Source organism: Actinomadura barringtoniae, from assembly GCF_017573505.1.
In the GTDB taxonomy this organism is placed as follows: domain Bacteria; phylum Actinomycetota; class Actinomycetes; order Streptosporangiales; family Streptosporangiaceae; genus Spirillospora; species Spirillospora barringtoniae.
Window position 1 is genome coordinate 209,092 of record NZ_JAGEOJ010000005.1, and the last position, 17,710, is coordinate 226,801.

Sequence of the window (17,710 nt, forward strand, 5' to 3'; positions counted from 1 at the left end):
CGCGAGTGCGCGCGACGGTGCCACGGTGCGCGGTGCCACGATGCGCGGCGACGGCGGTGAGGGCGCGGCTCGGTGGCCGAGCGTCGCCGACATGGCCGTGCCCGCCGTTCTGGCGGTCGCGCAGCTGTCGGTGACCTGGCTGATCGACGAGGACGCCGAGCACAAGCTGTCGCAGGGCGACTGGATGATCGCCACGTCCGCCGTGGTGCTGTCGGCGCTGGCCCTTTTGTGGCGGCGGCGGGCGCCCGTTCCGGTGCTGGTCGTGACCGTGCTGATCGGCGACCTGGCGACGGTGGCGATCGGCCATCACGACACGGTGGTCGGCGGCGTCGCCGACGGGGTCGCGCTCTATTCGCTGGCTGTGCACCGAGGGCGGCGCCAGGCGGTGCTCGGGGCGCTGTTCGCCTACTTCGTGGCCTTCGCCGCCTACGTGCCGCGGCAAAAGGGCGGGCCGGACTTCGTGTCGACCGAAGTGATCGACGTCTTCTTCTACGCGCTCGTGACCACACTCGGGCAGATCCGGCGCCAGCAGAAGGTGCGGCGCCGCGAGCTCATGGAGCGGCTGGACGAGGCCGACCGGGAACGCCGCGCCGCGGCCGAGTCCGAGCGTGAACGGCTCGCCCGCGATCTGCACGACGTCGCCGGTCACCACCTGAGCGCGGTCGTCGTCCACAGCGGCGCCGCCGCGCGCCTGGACTCCCCCGACCTCACCACCGAGGCGCTGCGCACCGCCGCCGACACCGGCCGCGACGTGCTCACCTCGCTCAGCCGGCTGGTCGACGTGGTCGGTCCGCAGGCCGACGACGGCGGGCTGGAGGCGCTGCTGCCGCCGCTGTGCCACGGCCTGTCCAGGCTCGGCATCCCGATCTCGCTGGAGGTCGAAGGCCGCGCCCGGCGGCTGCCGCCGGACGTGGTCACCGCCGCGTACCGGATCGTGCAGGAGTCGCTGACCAACGCCATGCGGTACGCGTCCGGCAGGCCGGTGGCGGTCGAGGTCCGCTACGTTCCGGGCGCGCTGGAGATCAGCGTCGGGAACGAGGCGGCCGAGAACGGCGACGTGGCCCCGCCGCCGCTCGGCACCGGCCGCGGCATCGCCGGGATGACCGAACGCGCGGCCGGGGTCGGCGGCACGCTGGAGGCGGGCCCGGACCCGGCGGGCGGCTGGTCGGTCCAGGCCGTACTGCCGACGTCGCGGCCGCGGCGCGGGCCCGGCTGGCAGGAGGTGCTGGACGCCCTCGCGGTGCTGTTCTGCGCCGTGCTGCCCACGCTGCTGGCGTTCACCCCGCCCGATCAGGCGCTGAAGGACGTCACGTTCGGCGAGGGCGCACTCATCTGCGCGGCCATCGTGCTGCGCGCGCTGCCGCTGTGGTGGCGGCGTCGCTTCCCGTACGCCGTGCTGGCCGTGCTGACCGTGATCGATTCGATCTGGCTGGTCAGCGCCGCGCTCTGGTACCACGAGCTGGCGGCGGTGACGGCGATCGGCGCCGGGGCCTCGATGATCGCCGTCTACTCGGTCGCCGCGTACGCGCGCCCCCGCACGCACACCTGGCCCGCCGCCATCATCGCGGGCCTGCCGTGGGGGCTCATGCTGTCGGTGTCGCTGGTGGTCGACAAGGACCAGTCCGGGCCCGTCGCGCTCAGGATCCTGTACGGGCTGGGCGCCGGCACGCTGTTCGCGACGCTGATCCTGCTGCCGTTCTGGGCGTGGGGAAAGACCATCGCGCGGCGCGGCAGGCGGTGGGAGGCCAGCGCCCTGGAGACGATGGCGGCCCGTACCGGCGAGGCGGTCCTGGCCGAACGGCACCGCGTCGCGATGGGCCTGCGCGGCACCGTCCTGGACCACACCTCCCGGCTGGTCCGTGCCGCCGAGGCGGGCCTGGCCGGAACGGGGTCCGACGCGCAGGCGGCGCTGGACGTGGTGACCACCCAGGCCCGCGCCGCCCTGATCGACATGCGCGAACTGCTCGACGCGATGGAGGAGACGACGTGACGGAGCGGACGACGTGGCCGGAGCGGACGACGTGACGACCCGGGTGCTCGTGGTGGACGACCAGCACATCGTCCGCGCGGGCTTCACCGCGATCATCTCCGGCGAGCCCGACCTGGAGGTCGTCGGCCAGGCCGCCGACGGCGCCGAGGCGCTGCGCGCCGTCCGCGAGCACACGCCCGACGTCGTGCTCATGGACGTCCGGATGCCCGGGATGGACGGCCTCACCGCCACCCAGGAGCTCACCACGGGCGACTCCCCCGCGCGCGTCCTGGTGCTCACCACGTTCCACCGCGACGAGTACGTCTTCGGGGCGCTGCGCGCGGGCGCGTCCGGCTTCCTGCTGAAGGACTGCGACCCGCAGGAGCTCGTGGACGCCATCCGTACGGTCGCGGGCGGCGAGGCCATGCTCGCGCCCGCCGTCACCCGCCGCCTGATCAACGCGTTCGTCACCGGCACCGTCGCTCCGCCGTCCCCGGCCGACGACCGCGTGGGCCTGCTCACCCAGCGGGAACGGGACGTGCTCGTGAAGGTCGCGCAGGGGCTCAGCAACACCGAGGTCGGCACGGCCCTCGGCATCGGCACCGCGACCGTGAAGACGCACGTCAACGCGATCTTCACCAAGCTGCACCTGCGCGACCGCGTGCAGGCGACGATCTTCGCCTACGACACCGGGCTGGTCCGCCCTACAAATGGCCCTTGAGGTGCAGCAGCGCGCAGAACACGCCCGCGCCCACCGCCAGCGTGATCAGCGTCTCGTACGCCCGCCTGCGCACGCCGACCACGATCACCGCGGCGAACCCGATCGCGGACAGGGTCCCGAAGACCACCGTCAGGACCATGCCCCACATGCCGTCGCTGATGTCGTACGAGCACTTGGCGGTCAGCAGGAGCAGGGGCGGCGCCGCCCACAGCCAGTCGGCGACCTCGCCCTCCTCGGCGGCCGGATCTCTCACCGGCGCCCGCTTGTCGGTCATGACTCCAGCGAACCGCGTCGGGACCTCCCGCGCGTCAGCCCTCAGTACGCTTCCGCATCCCTCGTCGGATAGTCCCGCGCATCAACCTTGAGGTGGATGCGTGGCCGATCTCGGACATGGGACGCCCATCGGGCGCGGAACGCCGGGGCGGTCACGCTAATTTGACCGTGATCATCCCTGAAACCCCTGAGTCTGGAGTGATTCATGCGTCGTTCCGCAGCCGTGGCCCTGGCCGCCGGCACCCTGGTGGCCGGCGTGGGCGTCATCGCCACCCCCGCCCAGGCCGCCGCTCCCCTCAAGGGCCGGTACGTGAGCAAGAACGGCTGGAAGACGATCGAGGCGAGCGGCTCGTTCACCCGTACGGGCCGCAGGGTCACGGTCGCGCTCACGCTGAAGGACACGGCCAGGGACGGCCGGACCGCCTGCGTACGGTTCCGCTTCGAGCCGGCCAAGGGCCAGGGCAGGCAGGCCAACGTCCAGACCTTCTTCCTCAAGGACTGGCTCCCCAAGAAGCAGCGCTGGGTCCGCGCGGACCGGCCGATGACCCAGAAGGGCCAGACCTACAGCTACATGACCGGCCACGCCTACGTGCGCGAGTGCTCGATGGACCCGCGCGCCAAGAACAAGCTGCGGCTCGGCCCGGCGCGCAAGCTCTACTGACACGACACGATCGGACCCCGCCGATTCGGCGGGGTCTTTTGTCATCGCGGTGCTAACTTCGGACCGACCGATCGGGCCCCCGCCGAAGGAACGCCATGCGCCGTTTCGTCACCGTGACAGCCGCCACCACGCTCACCGCACTCGCGTTCGGCACTCTCGCCACCACCGCCGACGCAGCGACCACCCGATCATGGTCCACAAAGGGCTACAAGGCCGTCAAAGCAGGCGGCACCTATACGCGCACCTCAAAGTCGGTCACCGTGAAGGGCTGGATCCGCGACTACGCCAAGAACGGCTGGGCCGCCGCCGTCCAATTCAACGCGACCGAACGCGGCAAGAAGGACGCCAAGAGCGACGTCTATTTCTTCCTCACGCGCAAGAACATCCCTGCCGACTACGACTTCGGAACGAACGTCGCCTACGGCAGCCGCTTCTTCTACTCAACGAACACGTCACACCTCTACGCACGCGAATGCGGCGTGACACCCATCAAGTCCATCAAGCACCGCACCACCAAGTGCGCCGCCTGGCACAAGATCTACTGATCACCAGGCGACGTCCTCGGCTCCCCTGAGCCCGGTGACCTGCCGCGGCCGCCCACCCCGCTGCAGGTCCACGATTCCGTCGCCCGACAGCAGATAACGCCCTGACGCCTCACCGTGAAGAATCGCGATGCTCAGGTCATCCGGCACGGTGGTCGATGCCACGCCCTCCAGCGTCGTCGAGCCCGCCGACATCTTGACGATCTGCGCCGAGACGGGTTCGCCCGCGGCTGAGGGGCCCATATATCTATAGTCGCCTCCGCTAGGTGTCGCCGGATCGGACTTGTCGGCCGCCGCCTTGTAGCGGGTCGCGAAGAAATAGTAAGTGCGGCCATCAGGAGCCGGGAAAACAGCATCCAACGAGGTCTGTTCCGGCGCCCGGTAAACCAGGGCACTGTTCTTGATCAGTTCGACCGCGGAAGGGCTGGAAGGGCTGATCCTGCGCAACTGATCAGGGTGGTCCAGCGCGTCGCCGACCAAAAATCCGATGCCCTGACCGTGGGGAAGCCAGTTGACACCTGCGATGGAGCAATCCGAACCGGCCGTCCACTGGGAACGTTTCCGGGAAGCGATATCAAAGACCCCGACGCCGACCTTCGGCAAGGATCGGGGTGTCGCGACCCCCGCTGAATCACCACCGCTTCCGCCATTTCCTCCACCGCTGTCACCGCTTCCAGTGTCCAGAGGGGCGCCACCGCAACCATCGTCGGAGTAGAGATAGGCGATCTTCGTTCGGTCGGGCGAGACCGCGAGGTCTGTGACCCCCCGGTCGTGCATCGTCAGCCCGGTCGGGATGAGCGTCTGGGGGCGTCCGTCCGCGCTCAGCGAGAACCGGTAGAGGTCCGTCCGGCAGCTCTTCTTCCCCGTGACGCCCGCCACCGCGTAGAAGGTGCGGCCGTCACCCGCGCTGACGACCCGCTGAAATTCCGTGTGCGTGCCGGTGACCCGGTGGGTGCCGATGAGGCGGCCGGTTCGGGAGTCGCGGACTTCGAGGCGGGAGGGGGTGGTCTTGGCCTTGGGCATGACGGCCACGACGAACTTGGGCATGCCGGGGATCTTGCGGAGGACGGGCTTGTCCTCGTGGGTGACGTAGCGGAGGCCTACGGCGCCGGCGAGGAGGATCAGGACGGCGATGGCGGCCAGGACGGGGCGTGTCAGTCGCGATCGGGGGGTGGAGCGGGGGCCGGGGAGGGGGCGTTCGACGCGTTCGTCGACGGTGGAGGCCGTCGCGGTGAGGGCATCGCGGAGGCGGTCTTCAAGCGAGCTCATCGGGCCTCCTCCCCCATCTCGCGGGCCAGCGCTGCGAGCGCCCTGGTCATCGTGGACCGCACGGTCCCGGGCCGGATCCCCATGACCTGGGAGACCTCGGCGTCGCTGAAATCTAGGTAGTAGCGCAGGACGAGTGCCTCGCGCTGGCGGCGCGGGAGGCGCTGGAGGGCCCGCATCACCTCGCGGCGGTCCTCGCTGAGGATCGCGGCGGACTCCGCCGACCACACCGGCGGCTGGTGGGGCTCGACCTGGCGCCACATCCGCTTGCGGCGGCGCAGCGACATGCGGCAGCCGTTCAGGACGGCGGCGCGTACGTAGGCCAGCAGCTTGCCGTCGTCGTCGAGCGTCGGCAGCTTGTCCTGCATGCGCAGGAAGACGTCCTGAACGACGTCCTCCGCCGTGGCCTCGTCACCGACCAGCAGGACGGCCATGCGGATGAGCCCCACCTGGTGTTCGCGGTAGAGCTCGGTCAGCGCCGCCATCGTGTCGGCGTCGGCCGTCATCTCCGGCCCGTCGAGCGCCCGCCCACCGGAGCGGCGCCCGCCCGGCATGCGCGCGCCCGCGGTGCGCCGGCCGGTGTACGGCGGGCGGTCGCGAGGGCGGGGATGCTGGCCACGGAGGGATCATAGGGCCATATGACCCCGAACCTGACAGGAGTCGGGATTTCGGGCTGACTCCACGATCAAAGGCCCAGATCGCCGCAGGTCAGGGGCGGATCGCGGCCGTGCCGGGAGTCCAGGCGCGCAGCATGAGAGTCCCCGCGGGTCCCACGGGCGCCCGACAGGACGGTGACACTCAGCGACGGCGGCGACATGCGCGGGCGGTCAGAACGCGAGGCTGGGACGCCGGACCGCGCGGGGCTGCTGACGCCGCGCGGGGCCGGTCGCCTGGGCGCCGATCAGGTCGCGGAACGCCGTGCTCGGCTCCAGGCCCATCTCGCCGGCCAGGAAGTCGCGGTAGCGCGTGTAGACGCGCCACGCGCTGGCCTGGTCGCCGCGCGCGAGGTAGGCGGCGGCGAGGATCCGGTGCGGTGCCTCGCTGAACTCGTCCACGTTCATCGCCCGGCCCGCCACCTCGATGGCCTCCAGAACGTCCCCGGCGGCCAGCAGCCGCTCGGCGAGCCGTTCCAGCGCGAGCAGGCGCAGGCGGTCCCAGCGGTCCTGCTCGTCGTACACGCCCTCGTCGGGCCAGCTGGTGAGCAGTTCCTCGCCCAGCAGACCCCAATCGGCGGGCAGACCGGCCGCGACGCCGTCGATCGCCCGCCGGGCGCACAGCTCGGCGTCCCGCAGATCTACCCCGACCATGTCGGCAAGCCGGACGCACTCGGCGGTCACGTCCAGCAACCGATCGTCGGTCGCCTGGCGGATGCGCCACAGCAGCTGCCTCAGCCGCTTGGACGCGTCGCCGCTGTCGAGGTCGGGCCACATCCGCGCCTGCAGGGCCCTCCGGCTCAGCCCCTCCTTGCGGATCGCGACGGCCACGACCAGGGCGGACATCGCCTCCGAAAGCCGTACCTCACGCCCGCCCAGCCGGAGCCGGACCGCCGGCATCAGCTCCAGGTAGCAGGCATCGTGTTGCGTACTCAACTGTCCAATCGCCATAGCAGCCCCCAGGCCTCTCGCACATCACTTACGAAACATAGATGCACAAGTCTGGCCTTTTGCTGCTTGATCAGACTAGAAACTTTTTCGCGACTTACGAGCCGTCACCCTTATGTAGCGACGGCGTCTCAGCCGAGGACTCGGGAGCCCCCTCGGCGGCGGCCTCCGCGACGGCCTCGGGAGCCGCGTCCGGGGCGGGCTCGCGCCCGTCCTTGACCAGCGACGGCGTCTGCGGCTCGTCCTTGGTGAGGGACGGCGCGCTCGGCTCGTCCTTGGTGAGAGAGGCCGCCGGCTCGTCCTTGGTGAGGGACGGTGTGCTCGGCTCCTCGCCCTTGGTCAGCGAGACTTCCTCGGGCTCTTCGTCGGTCAGGGACGGCGGCTCCAACTCGTCCTCATCGGTGAGCAGGATGCCGACCACCGAACGGATCTTGTCCTCGGAGATGGCGCCGGCGCGCAGCAGGCGCGGGATGGAGCCGGTCAGGTCGACGATCGTGGAGGCCTCGCCCTGGCCCGCGGCGGCGCCGTCGAGGTAGATCTCGACGGAGTCGCCGAGCATCTTCTGGGCCTCGTCGGCGGTGCGGGCGGCGGGCTGGCCGCTCAGGTTGGCGCTGCTCACCGCGAGCGGCCCGGTCTCCTTGAGGAGCTCGACGGCCAGCTCGTGCATGGGCATGCGGACCGCGACGGTGCCCTTGGTCTCGCCCAGGTCCCAGAGCAGGTTCTGGTTGGCGCGGCACACCAGCGTGAGGGCGCCGGGCCAGAACTCGTCGATCAGATCCTGGCCGTACGTGCCGAGGTCCTCGATCAGCGCGGTCGCGGCGCGCACCGAGCCGACGAGCACGGGCGGGGGCATCTCGCGGCCGCGGCCCTTGGCGTCCAGCAGGCCCTGCACGGCCGCGGGGGTGAACGCGTCGGCGCCGATCCCGTAGACGGTGTCCGTCGGCAGCACGATGAGCTCTCCGCGCCGTACGGCCGCAACGGCCTCGGCGATTCCGCGGGTGCGCTCCATCGGCTCGGAGCAGTCATAGCGTCGGCTCACGGTGGTCCCATCTGCGCGGATGCTTGCGGGATCAGACTATCGCTCAGTCCGCACCCAGCTTGGCGGTGACGAATCGATCTCGGTTGGTCAGGTCGCGGCGGTTACGGACGTCCCGCCAGCCGTTCTCCTCGGCGAACACCCAGTAGACGGCGTTCCCCTGCAGGTCGCTGTGCTCGACCGCCACGTAGCCGCCGGGGCGGAGCAGGCGGCGGGCGGTCTGCTCGACCACGCGGATCGCGTCCAGGCCGTCGTCGCCGCCGCCCCACAGGGCGTCGGCGGGGTCGTGGTCGCGGACGTCGCGCGGCACGTACTCCCACTCGCTCATCGGGATGTACGGCGGGTTGCTGACGACCATGTCCACCTTGCCGTCGAACTCGGTGAGGGCGGTGGAGAAGTCGTCCAGGTGGAGCTTCACCTGGCCGCGTTCGTCGAGGTCCTCGATGTTGCGGGTGGCGTGGACGAACGCGGTGGGGTCCTTCTCGACGGCGTGCACGCGGGCGCGGGGCGACTCCTGGGCGATCGACAGGGCGATCGCGGCCGAACCGGTGCCGAGGTCGACGACCAGCGGGTCCTGCACGTCCATGTCGCGCAGCACGTCCAGCGCCCAGCCCGCCACGACCTCGGTCTCGGGCCGCGGCACGAAGACGCCGGGGCCGACCTTCAGCTCCAGGTAGCGGAAGAACGCGCGGCCGGTGATGTGCTGGAGCGGCTCCCCGGCCTCGCGGCGCGCCACGTACTCCCAGAAGCGGGCGTCGAACGCGCCGTCGGAGACCATGTGGAGCTCCGAACGGTTCACGCCGTGGACGGCGGCGGCGAGCTCCTCGGCGTCGGCGCGCGGGGAGGCGGCGCCGGCGTCGGCCAGCCGCGCGGTGGCCCGGGCGATCTCGTCGAGCAGCAGGTTCATGACGGCTGCTGGGCCTCTGATTGCTGCGCCTCGGTGAGCCGGCGCTCCATGTCCGCGTCGACCAGCGCCTGCGTCACGTTCTGCAGGTCGCCGTCGAGGACCTGGTCGAGGTTGTAGGCCTTGTAGCCGACCCGGTGGTCGGAGATCCGGTTCTCCGGATAGTTGTAGGTGCGCACGCGCTCGGAGCGGTCGACCGTACGGACCTGGCTCTTGCGTTCGGCGGACGCGGCGGCCTCGGCCTCCTCCTGCGCCATCGCCAGCAGGCGGGATCGCAGGATGCGCAGGGCCTGCTCCTTGTTCTGGAGCTGGCTCTTCTCGTTCTGGCAGGAGACGACGACGCCGGTCGGCTCGTGCGTGATGCGGACGGCCGAGTCGGTGGTGTTGACGCTCTGCCCGCCGGGGCCGGACGAGCGGTAGACGTCGATGCGCAGGTCGTTCGGGTCGATCTGGACGTCGACCTCCTCGGCCTCGGGGGTGACCAGGACGCCGACCGCGCTGGTGTGGATGCGGCCCTGCGACTCGGTCGCCGGAACGCGCTGCACCCGGTGCACGCCGCCCTCGAACTTCAGCCGCGTCCAGACGCCCTCTTCCTGGGAGGCCTTGGCCTTCACCGCGACCGTGACGTCCTTGTAGCCGCCCAGGTCGGAGGGGTGCGAGTCGATGATCTCGGTCTTCCAGCCGATGCGCTCGGCGTAGCGCAGGTACATGCGCAGCAGGTCGCCGGCGAACAGCGCCGACTCCTCGCCGCCCTCGCCTGCCTTGACCTCGAGGATCACGTCCTTGTCGTCGGACGGGTCGCGCGGGACCAGCAGGTGCCGCAGGCGCTCCTCGAGGTCGCCCTTGCGCTTCTCCAGCACGGTGGCCTCGGCGGCGAACGCCTCGTCCTCGCTCGCCAGCTCGAGGGCGGCGGACAGGTCGTCCTCGGTCGAGCCGAGCTCACGGTAGGTCTCGACGATCGGGCGCAACTCGGCGTAGCGCTTGCCGAGCTTGCGGGCCAGCGCCTGGTCGGCGTGCACGGCCGGGTCGGCCAGCCGGCCCTCGAGGTCGCCGTATTCGCTGATGAGGTCGTCGAGATTCACGTGATCGTCCTGTCTGCTTCGCGCTCTTCGCCGCTCTTTTGTGGGCCGAGCCTGAACTTCGAGCGGCCCGGGGACGCCGCGACTGGTCGCGTCCCCGGGCCGGCGAAAGCAGAGAGGGCTACTTGGCGGCCTTCTTGCCCTTCCCGAAGCGCTGCTCGAAGCGCGCCACGCGGCCACCGGTGTCCAGGATCTTCTGCTTGCCCGTGTAGAACGGGTGGCAGTTGGAGCAGACGTCCGCGTGGATCACGCCGTTCTCGGCGGTGCTGCGGGTCTCAAAGGTGTTGCCGCACGTACACGTCACGGTCGTGACGACGTAGTTCGGGTGGATCTCGGGCTTCATGGGTTCTCCTCGCCGTGGGGCGGTCGCCGGGCGTCTCTACTCACACGGTCTTCGCCGTGGGAGATCTGGGAGACGTGAACCGGTACCGCAGCGGTTGCACTCCAAGTGTGCCAGATACCCGAACGTGCCGAGGTCACCGGGCATTCCCGATCTTGCACGAGAAGACGAGTCTCAGCCGGCTCGCAGGTAGGTGAGGACGGCCATCACGCGGCGGTGATCATCTGAGGTGGGCGGCAGGGTGAGCTTGGCGAAGATGTTGGAGATGTGCTTCTCCACGGCTCCGTCGGAGACGACCAGATCCCTTGCGATGGCGGCGTTCGAGCGTCCCTCGGCCATCAGCCCGAGCACCTCGCGTTCCCGCGGCGTGAGGGCCGCCAGCGGGTCGCCCGCCCTGCGCCGCCCGAGCAGCTGCCCGATCACCTCGGGGTCGATCACCGTTCCGCCGCCCGCGATCCGGCGGACCGCGTCGATGAACTCCTCGACGTCCGACACCCGTTCCTTGAGCAGATAGCCCACGCCCTCGGCGCCGCCGCCGATCAGGTCGGTGGCGTACCGCTCCTCCACGTACTGCGAGAGCACCAGGATCGGCGTTCCGGGGCGGCTCTCCCGTACGGCCAGGGCCGCGCGCAGCCCCTCGTCGGTGAACGAGGGCGGCATCCGCACGTCCACGATCGCCAGGTCGGGCGCATGCTTCTCGACGATCCCGAGCAACCCCGGCCCGTCCCCGACCGTGGCCACCGTCTCGATGTCCGCGTCCGCCAACAGCCGGACGAGCCCCTCCCGCAACAGCACCGAGTCCTCGGCGATCACCACCCGCATCCCCCCATTATCGGGGCCCGTCCACCCGGATGCGCCGCTCTCCTCCCCAGAAAGCCCCCACCCCCACGCCCTGTGCGGGCGTAGGGGCGGGCTGGGACGGGTTACCAGGTGCAGGGGAGGTCGGCGCGGATGATCGTGGGGCCGCCGGGCGGGCTGTCCACGATGAGCATGCCGTCGATGGTGGCGGCGCGGTCGGCCAGGCCCGCCAGGCCGCCGCTCGGCTCGGCGACGGCGCCGCCGACGCCGTTGTCGATCACCTCGACGACGACCCAGGTGTCCTCGCGGGCGACCCGTACCGAGGCCCGCGTGGCCCTGGCGTACTTGGCGATGTTGGCCAGCGACTCGGCCACGATGAAGTACGCGATGCTCTCGACGGCCGCCGGGGGCCGTTCGGGCAGGTCCACCTCGACCTCGACGGGCACCGGGGCGCGGGCCGCCAGGCCCGACAGCGCCGGGTCCAGGCCGCGGTCGGTCAAGATCGCCGGGTAGATGCCCCGGGCCAGGTCGCGGAGCTCGGAGATGGCCTCCTTGGTGCCCGAGTGGGCCTGCTCGATCAGCGCCCGCGCACCCTCGGGGTCGTCCTCCAGCTTGGCCCGCGCGCGGCCGATGTCCATCGCCACCGCCAGCAGGCGCTGCTGGGCGCCGTCGTGCAGATCCCGCTCGATCCGGCGGCGTTCGGCCTCCACCGCGTCCACGCCGCGGGCCCGGCTGGCCTGCAGATGCTCGGTGCGCTCGCGGAGCTGGCGGTTCTCGGCCTGCGCCGAGCTGGGGCCGAGCAGGGCGCGGGCGTACAGCGCGTGCCCGATCGCCATCACGCGCGTCACGTACATCGCCAAGATCAGCAGCAGCACGCCGACCAGGGTCCAGGGCAGCGCGGTCAGCGGGTTGCCCGCCCAGTACGAGAAGAAGCCGAAGTTGACCTCGACGCCCTCGTCCATCGCCAGGAACGGCATGAACAGGAACGTGCCGACCATCGCCCACAGCGTCACCGAGATCACGAACTCGGCCAGCGAGATCGGGAAGAGCAGCGCCAGGTAGGCGAAGTCCTTCCAGGTGGCCGGGTCCGTCGCCATGACCCGCAGCTTGCGCAGCGGGTTGCCGCCCTCGGGCAGCCGCCGGTACGGCGTGGGGATCGACACCCCGAACGCCGCCTTGGCCAGCACCCGTTCCAGCATCGCCCCGCCGCGCCACGCGGTCATCAGCAGCACGGCCAGCGGCACACCCACCCACACGATCAGCAGGCTCACCGACAGCATGGACCCGACCAGCAAGATCACGAACCAGGAGAGCCCGAAGGCCATGCTGATCGCGAGATAGATCGCCGACCGCCACGTGAGGGACGACCGGAACATCGCCGGCGGACTCCACGACCCGTCCGCCACGTTCACCGCGCGACCGCCCGTACCGGCCCTGTCCACCGGCCGGCCACCGATCGCACTGCTGCTCAGCTCGCCCACATCGTCCCTCCGTGCCCTTGCTCCAAGGTACGTCCCCAGCCTGCTCCCCCAGTCCCTGCCAGGCCATACGGTCCACCGCCAAGTCCAGGGTGGGGCTAGCCCTACCAACCCCTCACCGCGCCGATCTTGCTCTCAGGGCCCTTTCACCCGCCGGAACGGGGCCATGAGAGCAAGATCGGCGCGATGGACGGGGCCGCGCTGGAGGGGGGCCGCGCTGGAGGGGGACAAGAAGAACGCCCCGGGAGAGTGCTCCCGGGGCGTTCTTTAGAGTTGGGCAGTCCGGCCGCCTCCGCTGGGGCGGGTCAGGCGCCGCTCATGCTCAGCGGTCGTCGGAGACGGTGGTCTTCTGGACCTGGAGCAGGAACTCGGCGTTGGACTTGGTCTCCTTCATCTTCTCGATGAGGAGCTCCAGCGCCTGCTGGGTGTCGAGGGCGTGCAGGACGCGGCGGAGCTGCCAGACCACGCGCAGCTCCTCGGGCGCCATGAGGATCTCTTCCTTACGGGTGGACGACTGGTCGACGTCCACCGCCGGGAAGATCCGCTTGTCGGCCAGGCCGCGGTTGAGCTTGAGCTCCATGTTGCCGGTGCCCTTGAACTCCTCGAAGATGACCTCGTCCATACGGGATCCGGTCTCGACGAGCGCGGTCGCCAGGATGGTCAGCGAGCCGCCGTTCTCGATGTTGCGGGCCGCGCCGAAGAACCGCTTGGGCGGGTACAGCGCGGTCGAGTCGACACCACCGGACAGGATGCGGCCCGAGGCCGGCGCCGCCAGGTTGTAGGCGCGGCCCAGCCGGGTGATCGAGTCGAGCAGCACGACCACGTCGTGGCCCAGCTCCACCAGCCGCTTGGCGCGCTCGATGGCGAGCTCGGCGACCGTGGTGTGGTCCTCGGCCGGACGGTCGAAGGTCGAGTGGATGACCTCGCCCTTCACCGTCCGCTGCATGTCGGTGACCTCTTCCGGCCGTTCGTCGACCAGAACGACCATCAGGTGGCACTCGGGGTTGTTCTTGGTGATCGCGTTCGCGATCGCCTGCAGCACCATCGTCTTACCGGCCTTCGGCGGCGAGACGATGAGGCCGCGCTGGCCCTTGCCGATCGGCGACACCAGGTCGATGATCCGCGTGGTCAGGATGCCCGGGTCCGACTCCAGCCGCAGCCGCTCCTGCGGGTACAGCGGGGTCAGCTTGGAGAACTCGACGCGGCCCTTGGCCTGGTCGGGCTCCATGCCGTTCACCGTGTCCAGGCGGACCAGCGCGTTGAACTTCTCGCGCCGCTCGCCCTCGCGGGCCTGGCGGACCGCACCGGTGATCACGTCGCCCTTGCGCAGGCCGTTCTTGCGGACCTGGGCGAGCGAGACGTACACGTCGTTCGGGCCCGGCAGGTAGCCGGTGGTGCGCACGAACGCGTAGTTGTCGAGGATGTCGAGGATGCCCGCGACCGGGATGAGGACGTCGTCCTCGCTGATCACCGGCTCCTCGTAACGGTCGCCCCCCCGGCCCTGGCCGCGCCCGCGGTTGCGCTCGCGGAACCGGCGCCCGCGCCGGCCCCTGCCGCCCTCGTCGTCGTCGGACTGTCCGCCGCCGCCCTGGTTCTGGCCCCGCTGGCGGTTGCCCTGACCGCCGCCCTGCTGGTCACGGTCCCCGCGGTCGCCCCGGTCCCCGCGCTCGCCCCGGTCGCCCCGCTCACCGCGGTCGCCCCGCTCGCCGCGGTCACGGCCGTTGCGGCCGCGCTGGCGTCCGCCGTCACGGCCGCCCTGGCCGCCGTCGCGCCCGCCCTGGCCCTCGCCGTCGTCGGAACCGCCGTCGGTCTTGCCGCGCTCGCCCCGGTCCCCGCGCTCGCCGCGCTCGGAGCGGTCGGAACGGTCCGACTGCCGCTCCCCGCGGTCGCCGCGGTCACTACGGTCGCCGCGGTCGGAAGCCTTGTCCTTGCCGTCCTGCCTGGTCTCCTTGGAGCCCTTGCCGGAACCGCCCTGGTCGGTCTTCTCCGCCGGCTCGGCGGTGGTCGTCGCCGCGTCGGCGATGGTGACCTGCCCCTCGGCCGCGTCGCGCTTGGCGGCCGTGGAACGGGTACGCCGCGGACGCTCGGTCTTCGGCGCGGCAGCGGCTCCCTGCTCGCCTCCGGCCGAGCCCTGCCCCGCGCCGCCACCCTGCTTCTCTTGGATGGCCGCGATGAGCTGGCTCTTGCGCATCCCGGTCGTACCGGTGATGCCGAGGCTGGACGCGAGCGCCTTGAGCTCGGGCAACACCATGGCCGAAAGGCCGGTGCCCGTCCGGCGACGCCGGGGGGTGGCACTCGCGCCGGCCTCGGCGGCGTCGGCTGCAGGTGCCGTGCTGGATGCGTCCGTAAGGAGTTCGCTGGATTCGCTCACTAAGGGTCCTTCCCAGGGAGCGGGCGTAGGCCGGCGGTCGGCCAGGCAACCCGATAGTGCGGCTCGGCGGGGGCGCCGAGTCGGGCTCCGCTGATCACGATGGGGCCGCGATCTGCGATTTCTGGGCACAGCCAGATGGTGGTCGGGCCTGCTTGCTCGCGCGTGTCCCCGCTACCGCCACGTCCGAAGTTTCGCTGGAATGCCTGACAACGGGATGTCACGGTGTCGGGAAGCCTAGTACGCGGGACCGACACGGCCGGAGAGCCGAACTGGTGACGCGTGGCTGACGAGCACACGGCCCCGAGCGGGGCACCTGGTGCGGCAATCAGCCTAACATCACCTGGGCACACTGCTATTCCCCAGAGGTCGATGTCTTCGCATTTTACCTAGCTGGATCATTGCACCTGGCCGAAGCACTCCGCCAACTCCCGCTCGACGCGGGAATCGTCAGGGACGCACGAACGAACCGACGGGCTGAACGCAGGCGCCACGGGGGGCAACGTTCAGCGGGTGTATGCACCACCCATTACCCACATCGAGGCCCATCGAATCAACTTGTGATGCGCTTGTGAAGGCCAGGACAGTAGGACCTGCCCCGGAAATCACCGCCGGCACCCCGTTCACGCGCAACCGGGCTACCAGCGCGGCGGATTCGGGCATGGCGGGCGAACGATAGTCCTGGTGCAGCCGGTCTTCCGTCGCGTCCAGAAGTACGTCCTGCGGGAGCCCCTCGTTCAGCGCCGCTATCAGCAGCGCAGCCCTGCCCGCGTTGGCGGCCGCGTCCTTGTGGGGCACGGTCTCCGGAAGCAGGCCGCGCGCCCGTTCGGTGGCCAGGCGCTGGTCCGGAACGAACGCGACGACCTCACGTTCGAGGTCCAGACGTACGAGCCGAGGGCCTTCGTCGGTCGTCCAGGCGATCGTCAGGCCTCCTGCCAGGCAGGGGGCGACGTTGTCGGGGTGGCCCTCGATGTCGGTGGCGAGCCTGAGCGCGCCCTCGTCGTCGAGGAGATGCCCGTACGGATGCAGCCGCCGCGCCGCCACGATCCCCGCCACGATCGCCGCCGAGGACGAACCGAGGCCGCGCGAATGCGGGATCCGATTCGTACAGCGAAGCCTGAGCCCAGGCGGCGCTCCCAGCCTCCCGGCAGCAGCCTGGGCCGCGGCTGCCGCCACTCCTGCGGCGGCTGCGGCCGCGCCGGCGGTGCCCGGCTGCGCGGCGATGCCGACGTGATCCGCCGCCGAGCCGGGCTGGTCGGTGGCCGAGCCGGGCTGGTCGGTGGCCGGGCCGGGGTGACCGGTGGCGGCCAGGTCGTCCAGGAGCTCGAACGTCTGGAGCAGCGTTCGGACGATCAGGTGGCGCTCGCCGCGGTCGGCGACCTCCGCGCCCTCGCCCTCGACCTCGATCGACAGGCCACCGTCGGTCACCTCGACCGTGACGTCGTCGTAGAGCGTCAGTGCCAGGCCCAGCGAGTCGAAGCCGGGCCCGAGGTTGGCGCTGGTCGCGGGCACGCGTACGGTCACCGGCCCGGAGGCCCAGCCGGGGGTCGGGCCAGGGCTCATGTGAGGCCCAGCGCGGAGGCGGCGGCGTGCGCGTCGACCTTGACGGTGGTGGGCGTGGGTGCGCCGGCGATGGCCCAGTCGGGGTCCTTGAGGCCGTTTCCGGTCACCGTGCAGACGACCTTGGAGCCGGGCTGGACGACGCCCTGCTCGTGGGCCTGCAGCAGGCCGGCGACGCTCGCGGCGGAGGCGGGCTCCACGAACACGCCCTCTTCGGAGGCCAGCATCCGGTAGGCGCGCAGGATCTGGCGGTCGGTGACCGAGTCGATGGCGCCGCCGGACTCGTCCCGCGCGGCGATCGCCAGGTCCCAGGAGGCCGGGTTGCCGATGCGGATCGCGGTCGCGATGGTCTGCGGCTTCAGGACAGGCTCGCCCTTGACGAACGGCGCGGCGCCGCTGGCCTGGAAGCCGAGCATCCGGGGGCGCCGGGAGGCGACACCGTCGGTGGCGTACTCCTTGTAGCCCATCCAGTAGGCCGAGATGTTGCCGGCGTTCCCGACCGGCAGGCAGTGCACGTCGGGTGCGTCGCCGAGCGCGTCCACGATCTCGAACGCGGCGGTCTTCTGGCCCTGCAGGCGGTACTTGTTGACCGAGTTGACCAGCGCCACAGGGTAGTCGACCGACAGCTTGCGGGCGAGCTCCAGGCAGTCGTCGAAGTTGCCGTCCACCTGCAGCAGGCGGGCGCCGTGCACGAGGGCCTGCGCCAGCTTGCCCATCGCGATCTTGCCCTGCGGTACGAGGACCGCGCACGTCATCCCGGCCCGTACGGCATAGGCGGCGGCCGACGCCGAGGTGTTGCCGGTGGAGGCGCAGATCACCGCCTTGGCGCCGTCCTCGGCGGCCTTGCTGATCGCCATCGTCATGCCGCGGTCCTTGAACGAACCGGTCGGGTTGGCGCCCTCGACCTTGAGATAGACCTCACAGCCGGTGAGCTGGGAGACCCGGTTGGCGGGCACCAGCGGGGTGCCGCCCTCCAGCAGCGTGACGACCGGCGTCCGCTCCGTCACCGGAAGGCGGTCGCGGTACTCCTCGATCAGCCCGCGCCAGGCGCGGCGGGCGGCGGTCGCGTTCACAGTCGTCTCCTCGATGACCTGCTCGGATGACCTGCGATGGT

General features: G+C 70.9%; 17 protein-coding genes. 4 read left to right on the top strand and 13 right to left on the bottom strand.

Going from position 1 to position 17,710, the window contains the following annotated elements; genetic code table 11:
* Positions 1–25 precede the first annotated feature (25 nt).
* Positions 26–1,990, top strand: coding sequence for a sensor histidine kinase (locus J4573_RS13810; RefSeq protein ID WP_208255829.1), 1,965 nt, complete (start codon positions 26–28; stop codon positions 1,988–1,990).
* A 13-nt stretch (positions 1,991–2,003) separates the two neighbouring features.
* Complete coding sequence (locus tag J4573_RS13815) at positions 2,004–2,690, top strand: response regulator (RefSeq protein WP_307796619.1); 687 nt, start codon at positions 2,004–2,006, stop codon at positions 2,688–2,690.
* Here the strand turns inward: J4573_RS13815 and J4573_RS13820 are convergent.
* Positions 2,674–2,964 (bottom strand): hypothetical protein, encoded by a 291-nt coding sequence (locus J4573_RS13820; RefSeq protein ID WP_208255830.1) that lies wholly within the window; start codon positions 2,962–2,964, stop codon positions 2,674–2,676. The genes J4573_RS13815 and J4573_RS13820 overlap by 17 nt on opposite strands.
* Positions 2,965–3,168: 204 nt before the next feature.
* On the opposite strand from J4573_RS13820, the gene J4573_RS13825 reads away from it, so the two are divergent.
* Together J4573_RS13825 and J4573_RS13830 are read left to right on the top strand one after the other, a co-directional pair.
* On the top strand, positions 3,169–3,624 hold the full coding sequence (locus tag J4573_RS13825) for a hypothetical protein (protein WP_208255831.1): 456 nt from the start codon (positions 3,169–3,171) through the stop codon (positions 3,622–3,624).
* A 95-nt stretch (positions 3,625–3,719) separates the two neighbouring features.
* On the top strand, positions 3,720–4,169 hold the full coding sequence (locus J4573_RS13830; RefSeq protein ID WP_208255832.1) for a hypothetical protein: 450 nt from the start codon (positions 3,720–3,722) through the stop codon (positions 4,167–4,169).
* Here the strand turns inward: J4573_RS13830 and J4573_RS13835 are convergent, their stop codons facing one another.
* From J4573_RS13835 to thrC, 12 genes are all read right to left on the bottom strand, one after another.
* A complete protein-coding gene (locus J4573_RS13835; protein ID WP_208255833.1) occupies positions 4,170–5,213 on the bottom strand; it encodes a hypothetical protein in 1,044 nt (347 codons plus the stop codon).
* Positions 5,214–5,431: 218 nt separating this feature from the next.
* On the bottom strand, positions 5,432–5,986 hold the full coding sequence (locus tag J4573_RS13840; protein ID WP_243772955.1) for an RNA polymerase sigma factor: 555 nt from the start codon (positions 5,984–5,986) through the stop codon (positions 5,432–5,434).
* 273 nt (positions 5,987–6,259) lie between these two features.
* Entirely contained in the window at positions 6,260–7,021 is a 762-nt protein-coding gene (locus J4573_RS13845; RefSeq protein ID WP_208255834.1) for an AfsR/SARP family transcriptional regulator, read from the bottom strand.
* A gap of 109 nt (positions 7,022–7,130) precedes the next feature.
* Positions 7,131–8,072: an L-threonylcarbamoyladenylate synthase gene (locus J4573_RS13850; protein ID WP_208255835.1), complete on the bottom strand. Its 942-nt coding sequence runs from the start codon at positions 8,070–8,072 to the stop codon at positions 7,131–7,133.
* Positions 8,073–8,115: 43 nt separating this feature from the next.
* Positions 8,116–8,976 (bottom strand): peptide chain release factor N(5)-glutamine methyltransferase, encoded by an 861-nt coding sequence (prmC, locus tag J4573_RS13855; protein WP_208255836.1) that lies wholly within the window; start codon positions 8,974–8,976, stop codon positions 8,116–8,118.
* On the bottom strand, positions 8,973–10,055 hold the full coding sequence (prfA, locus tag J4573_RS13860) for a peptide chain release factor 1 (RefSeq protein WP_208255837.1): 1,083 nt from the start codon (positions 10,053–10,055) through the stop codon (positions 8,973–8,975). The genes prmC and prfA overlap by 4 nt, the downstream gene beginning before the upstream one ends.
* 118 nt (positions 10,056–10,173) lie before the next feature.
* Positions 10,174–10,395, bottom strand: coding sequence for a 50S ribosomal protein L31 (gene rpmE, locus J4573_RS13865; protein WP_208255838.1), 222 nt, complete (start codon positions 10,393–10,395; stop codon positions 10,174–10,176).
* Positions 10,396–10,566: 171 nt separating this feature from the next.
* Positions 10,567–11,214, bottom strand: coding sequence for a response regulator transcription factor (locus J4573_RS13870; RefSeq protein ID WP_208255839.1), 648 nt, complete (start codon positions 11,212–11,214; stop codon positions 10,567–10,569).
* 101 nt (positions 11,215–11,315) lie between these two features.
* Complete coding sequence (locus tag J4573_RS13875; RefSeq protein ID WP_307796620.1) at positions 11,316–12,671, bottom strand: sensor histidine kinase; 1,356 nt, start codon at positions 12,669–12,671, stop codon at positions 11,316–11,318.
* 319 nt (positions 12,672–12,990) lie between these two features.
* Entirely contained in the window at positions 12,991–15,039 is a 2,049-nt protein-coding gene (rho, locus tag J4573_RS13880; protein WP_208255840.1) for a transcription termination factor Rho, read from the bottom strand.
* Positions 15,040–15,486: 447 nt separating this feature from the next.
* Positions 15,487–16,599 carry a homoserine kinase gene (locus J4573_RS13885; protein ID WP_208255841.1) on the bottom strand — a complete coding sequence of 371 codons (1,113 nt, stop codon included), beginning with the start codon at positions 16,597–16,599 and terminating at the stop codon, positions 15,487–15,489.
* Entirely contained in the window at positions 16,596–17,669 is a 1,074-nt protein-coding gene (gene thrC, locus J4573_RS13890) for a threonine synthase (RefSeq protein ID WP_208255842.1), read from the bottom strand. The genes J4573_RS13885 and thrC overlap by 4 nt, the downstream gene beginning before the upstream one ends.
* Between the last annotated feature and the right edge of the window lie 41 nt (positions 17,670–17,710).

Excerpts from the sequence above, each read along its gene's own strand:
- J4573_RS13820 (WP_208255830.1), bottom strand. The coding sequence starts at position 2,964 with ATGACCGACAAGCGGGCGCCGGTGAGAGATCCGGCCGCCGAGGAGGGC.
- J4573_RS13825 (WP_208255831.1), top strand. The coding sequence starts at position 3,169 with ATGCGTCGTTCCGCAGCCGTGGCCCTGGCCGCCGGCACCCTGGTGGCC.
- J4573_RS13830 (WP_208255832.1), top strand. The coding sequence starts at position 3,720 with ATGCGCCGTTTCGTCACCGTGACAGCCGCCACCACGCTCACCGCACTC.
- J4573_RS13835 (WP_208255833.1), bottom strand. The coding sequence starts at position 5,213 with ATGCCCAAGTTCGTCGTGGCCGTCATGCCCAAGGCCAAGACCACCCCC.
- J4573_RS13840 (WP_243772955.1), bottom strand. The coding sequence starts at position 5,986 with ATGCCGGGCGGGCGCCGCTCCGGTGGGCGGGCGCTCGACGGGCCGGAG.
- prmC (WP_208255836.1), bottom strand. The coding sequence starts at position 8,976 with ATGAACCTGCTGCTCGACGAGATCGCCCGGGCCACCGCGCGGCTGGCC.
- rpmE (WP_208255838.1), bottom strand. The coding sequence starts at position 10,395 with ATGAAGCCCGAGATCCACCCGAACTACGTCGTCACGACCGTGACGTGT.
- J4573_RS13870 (WP_208255839.1), bottom strand. The coding sequence starts at position 11,214 with ATGCGGGTGGTGATCGCCGAGGACTCGGTGCTGTTGCGGGAGGGGCTC.
- J4573_RS13885 (WP_208255841.1), bottom strand. The coding sequence starts at position 16,599 with ATGAGCCCTGGCCCGACCCCCGGCTGGGCCTCCGGGCCGGTGACCGTA.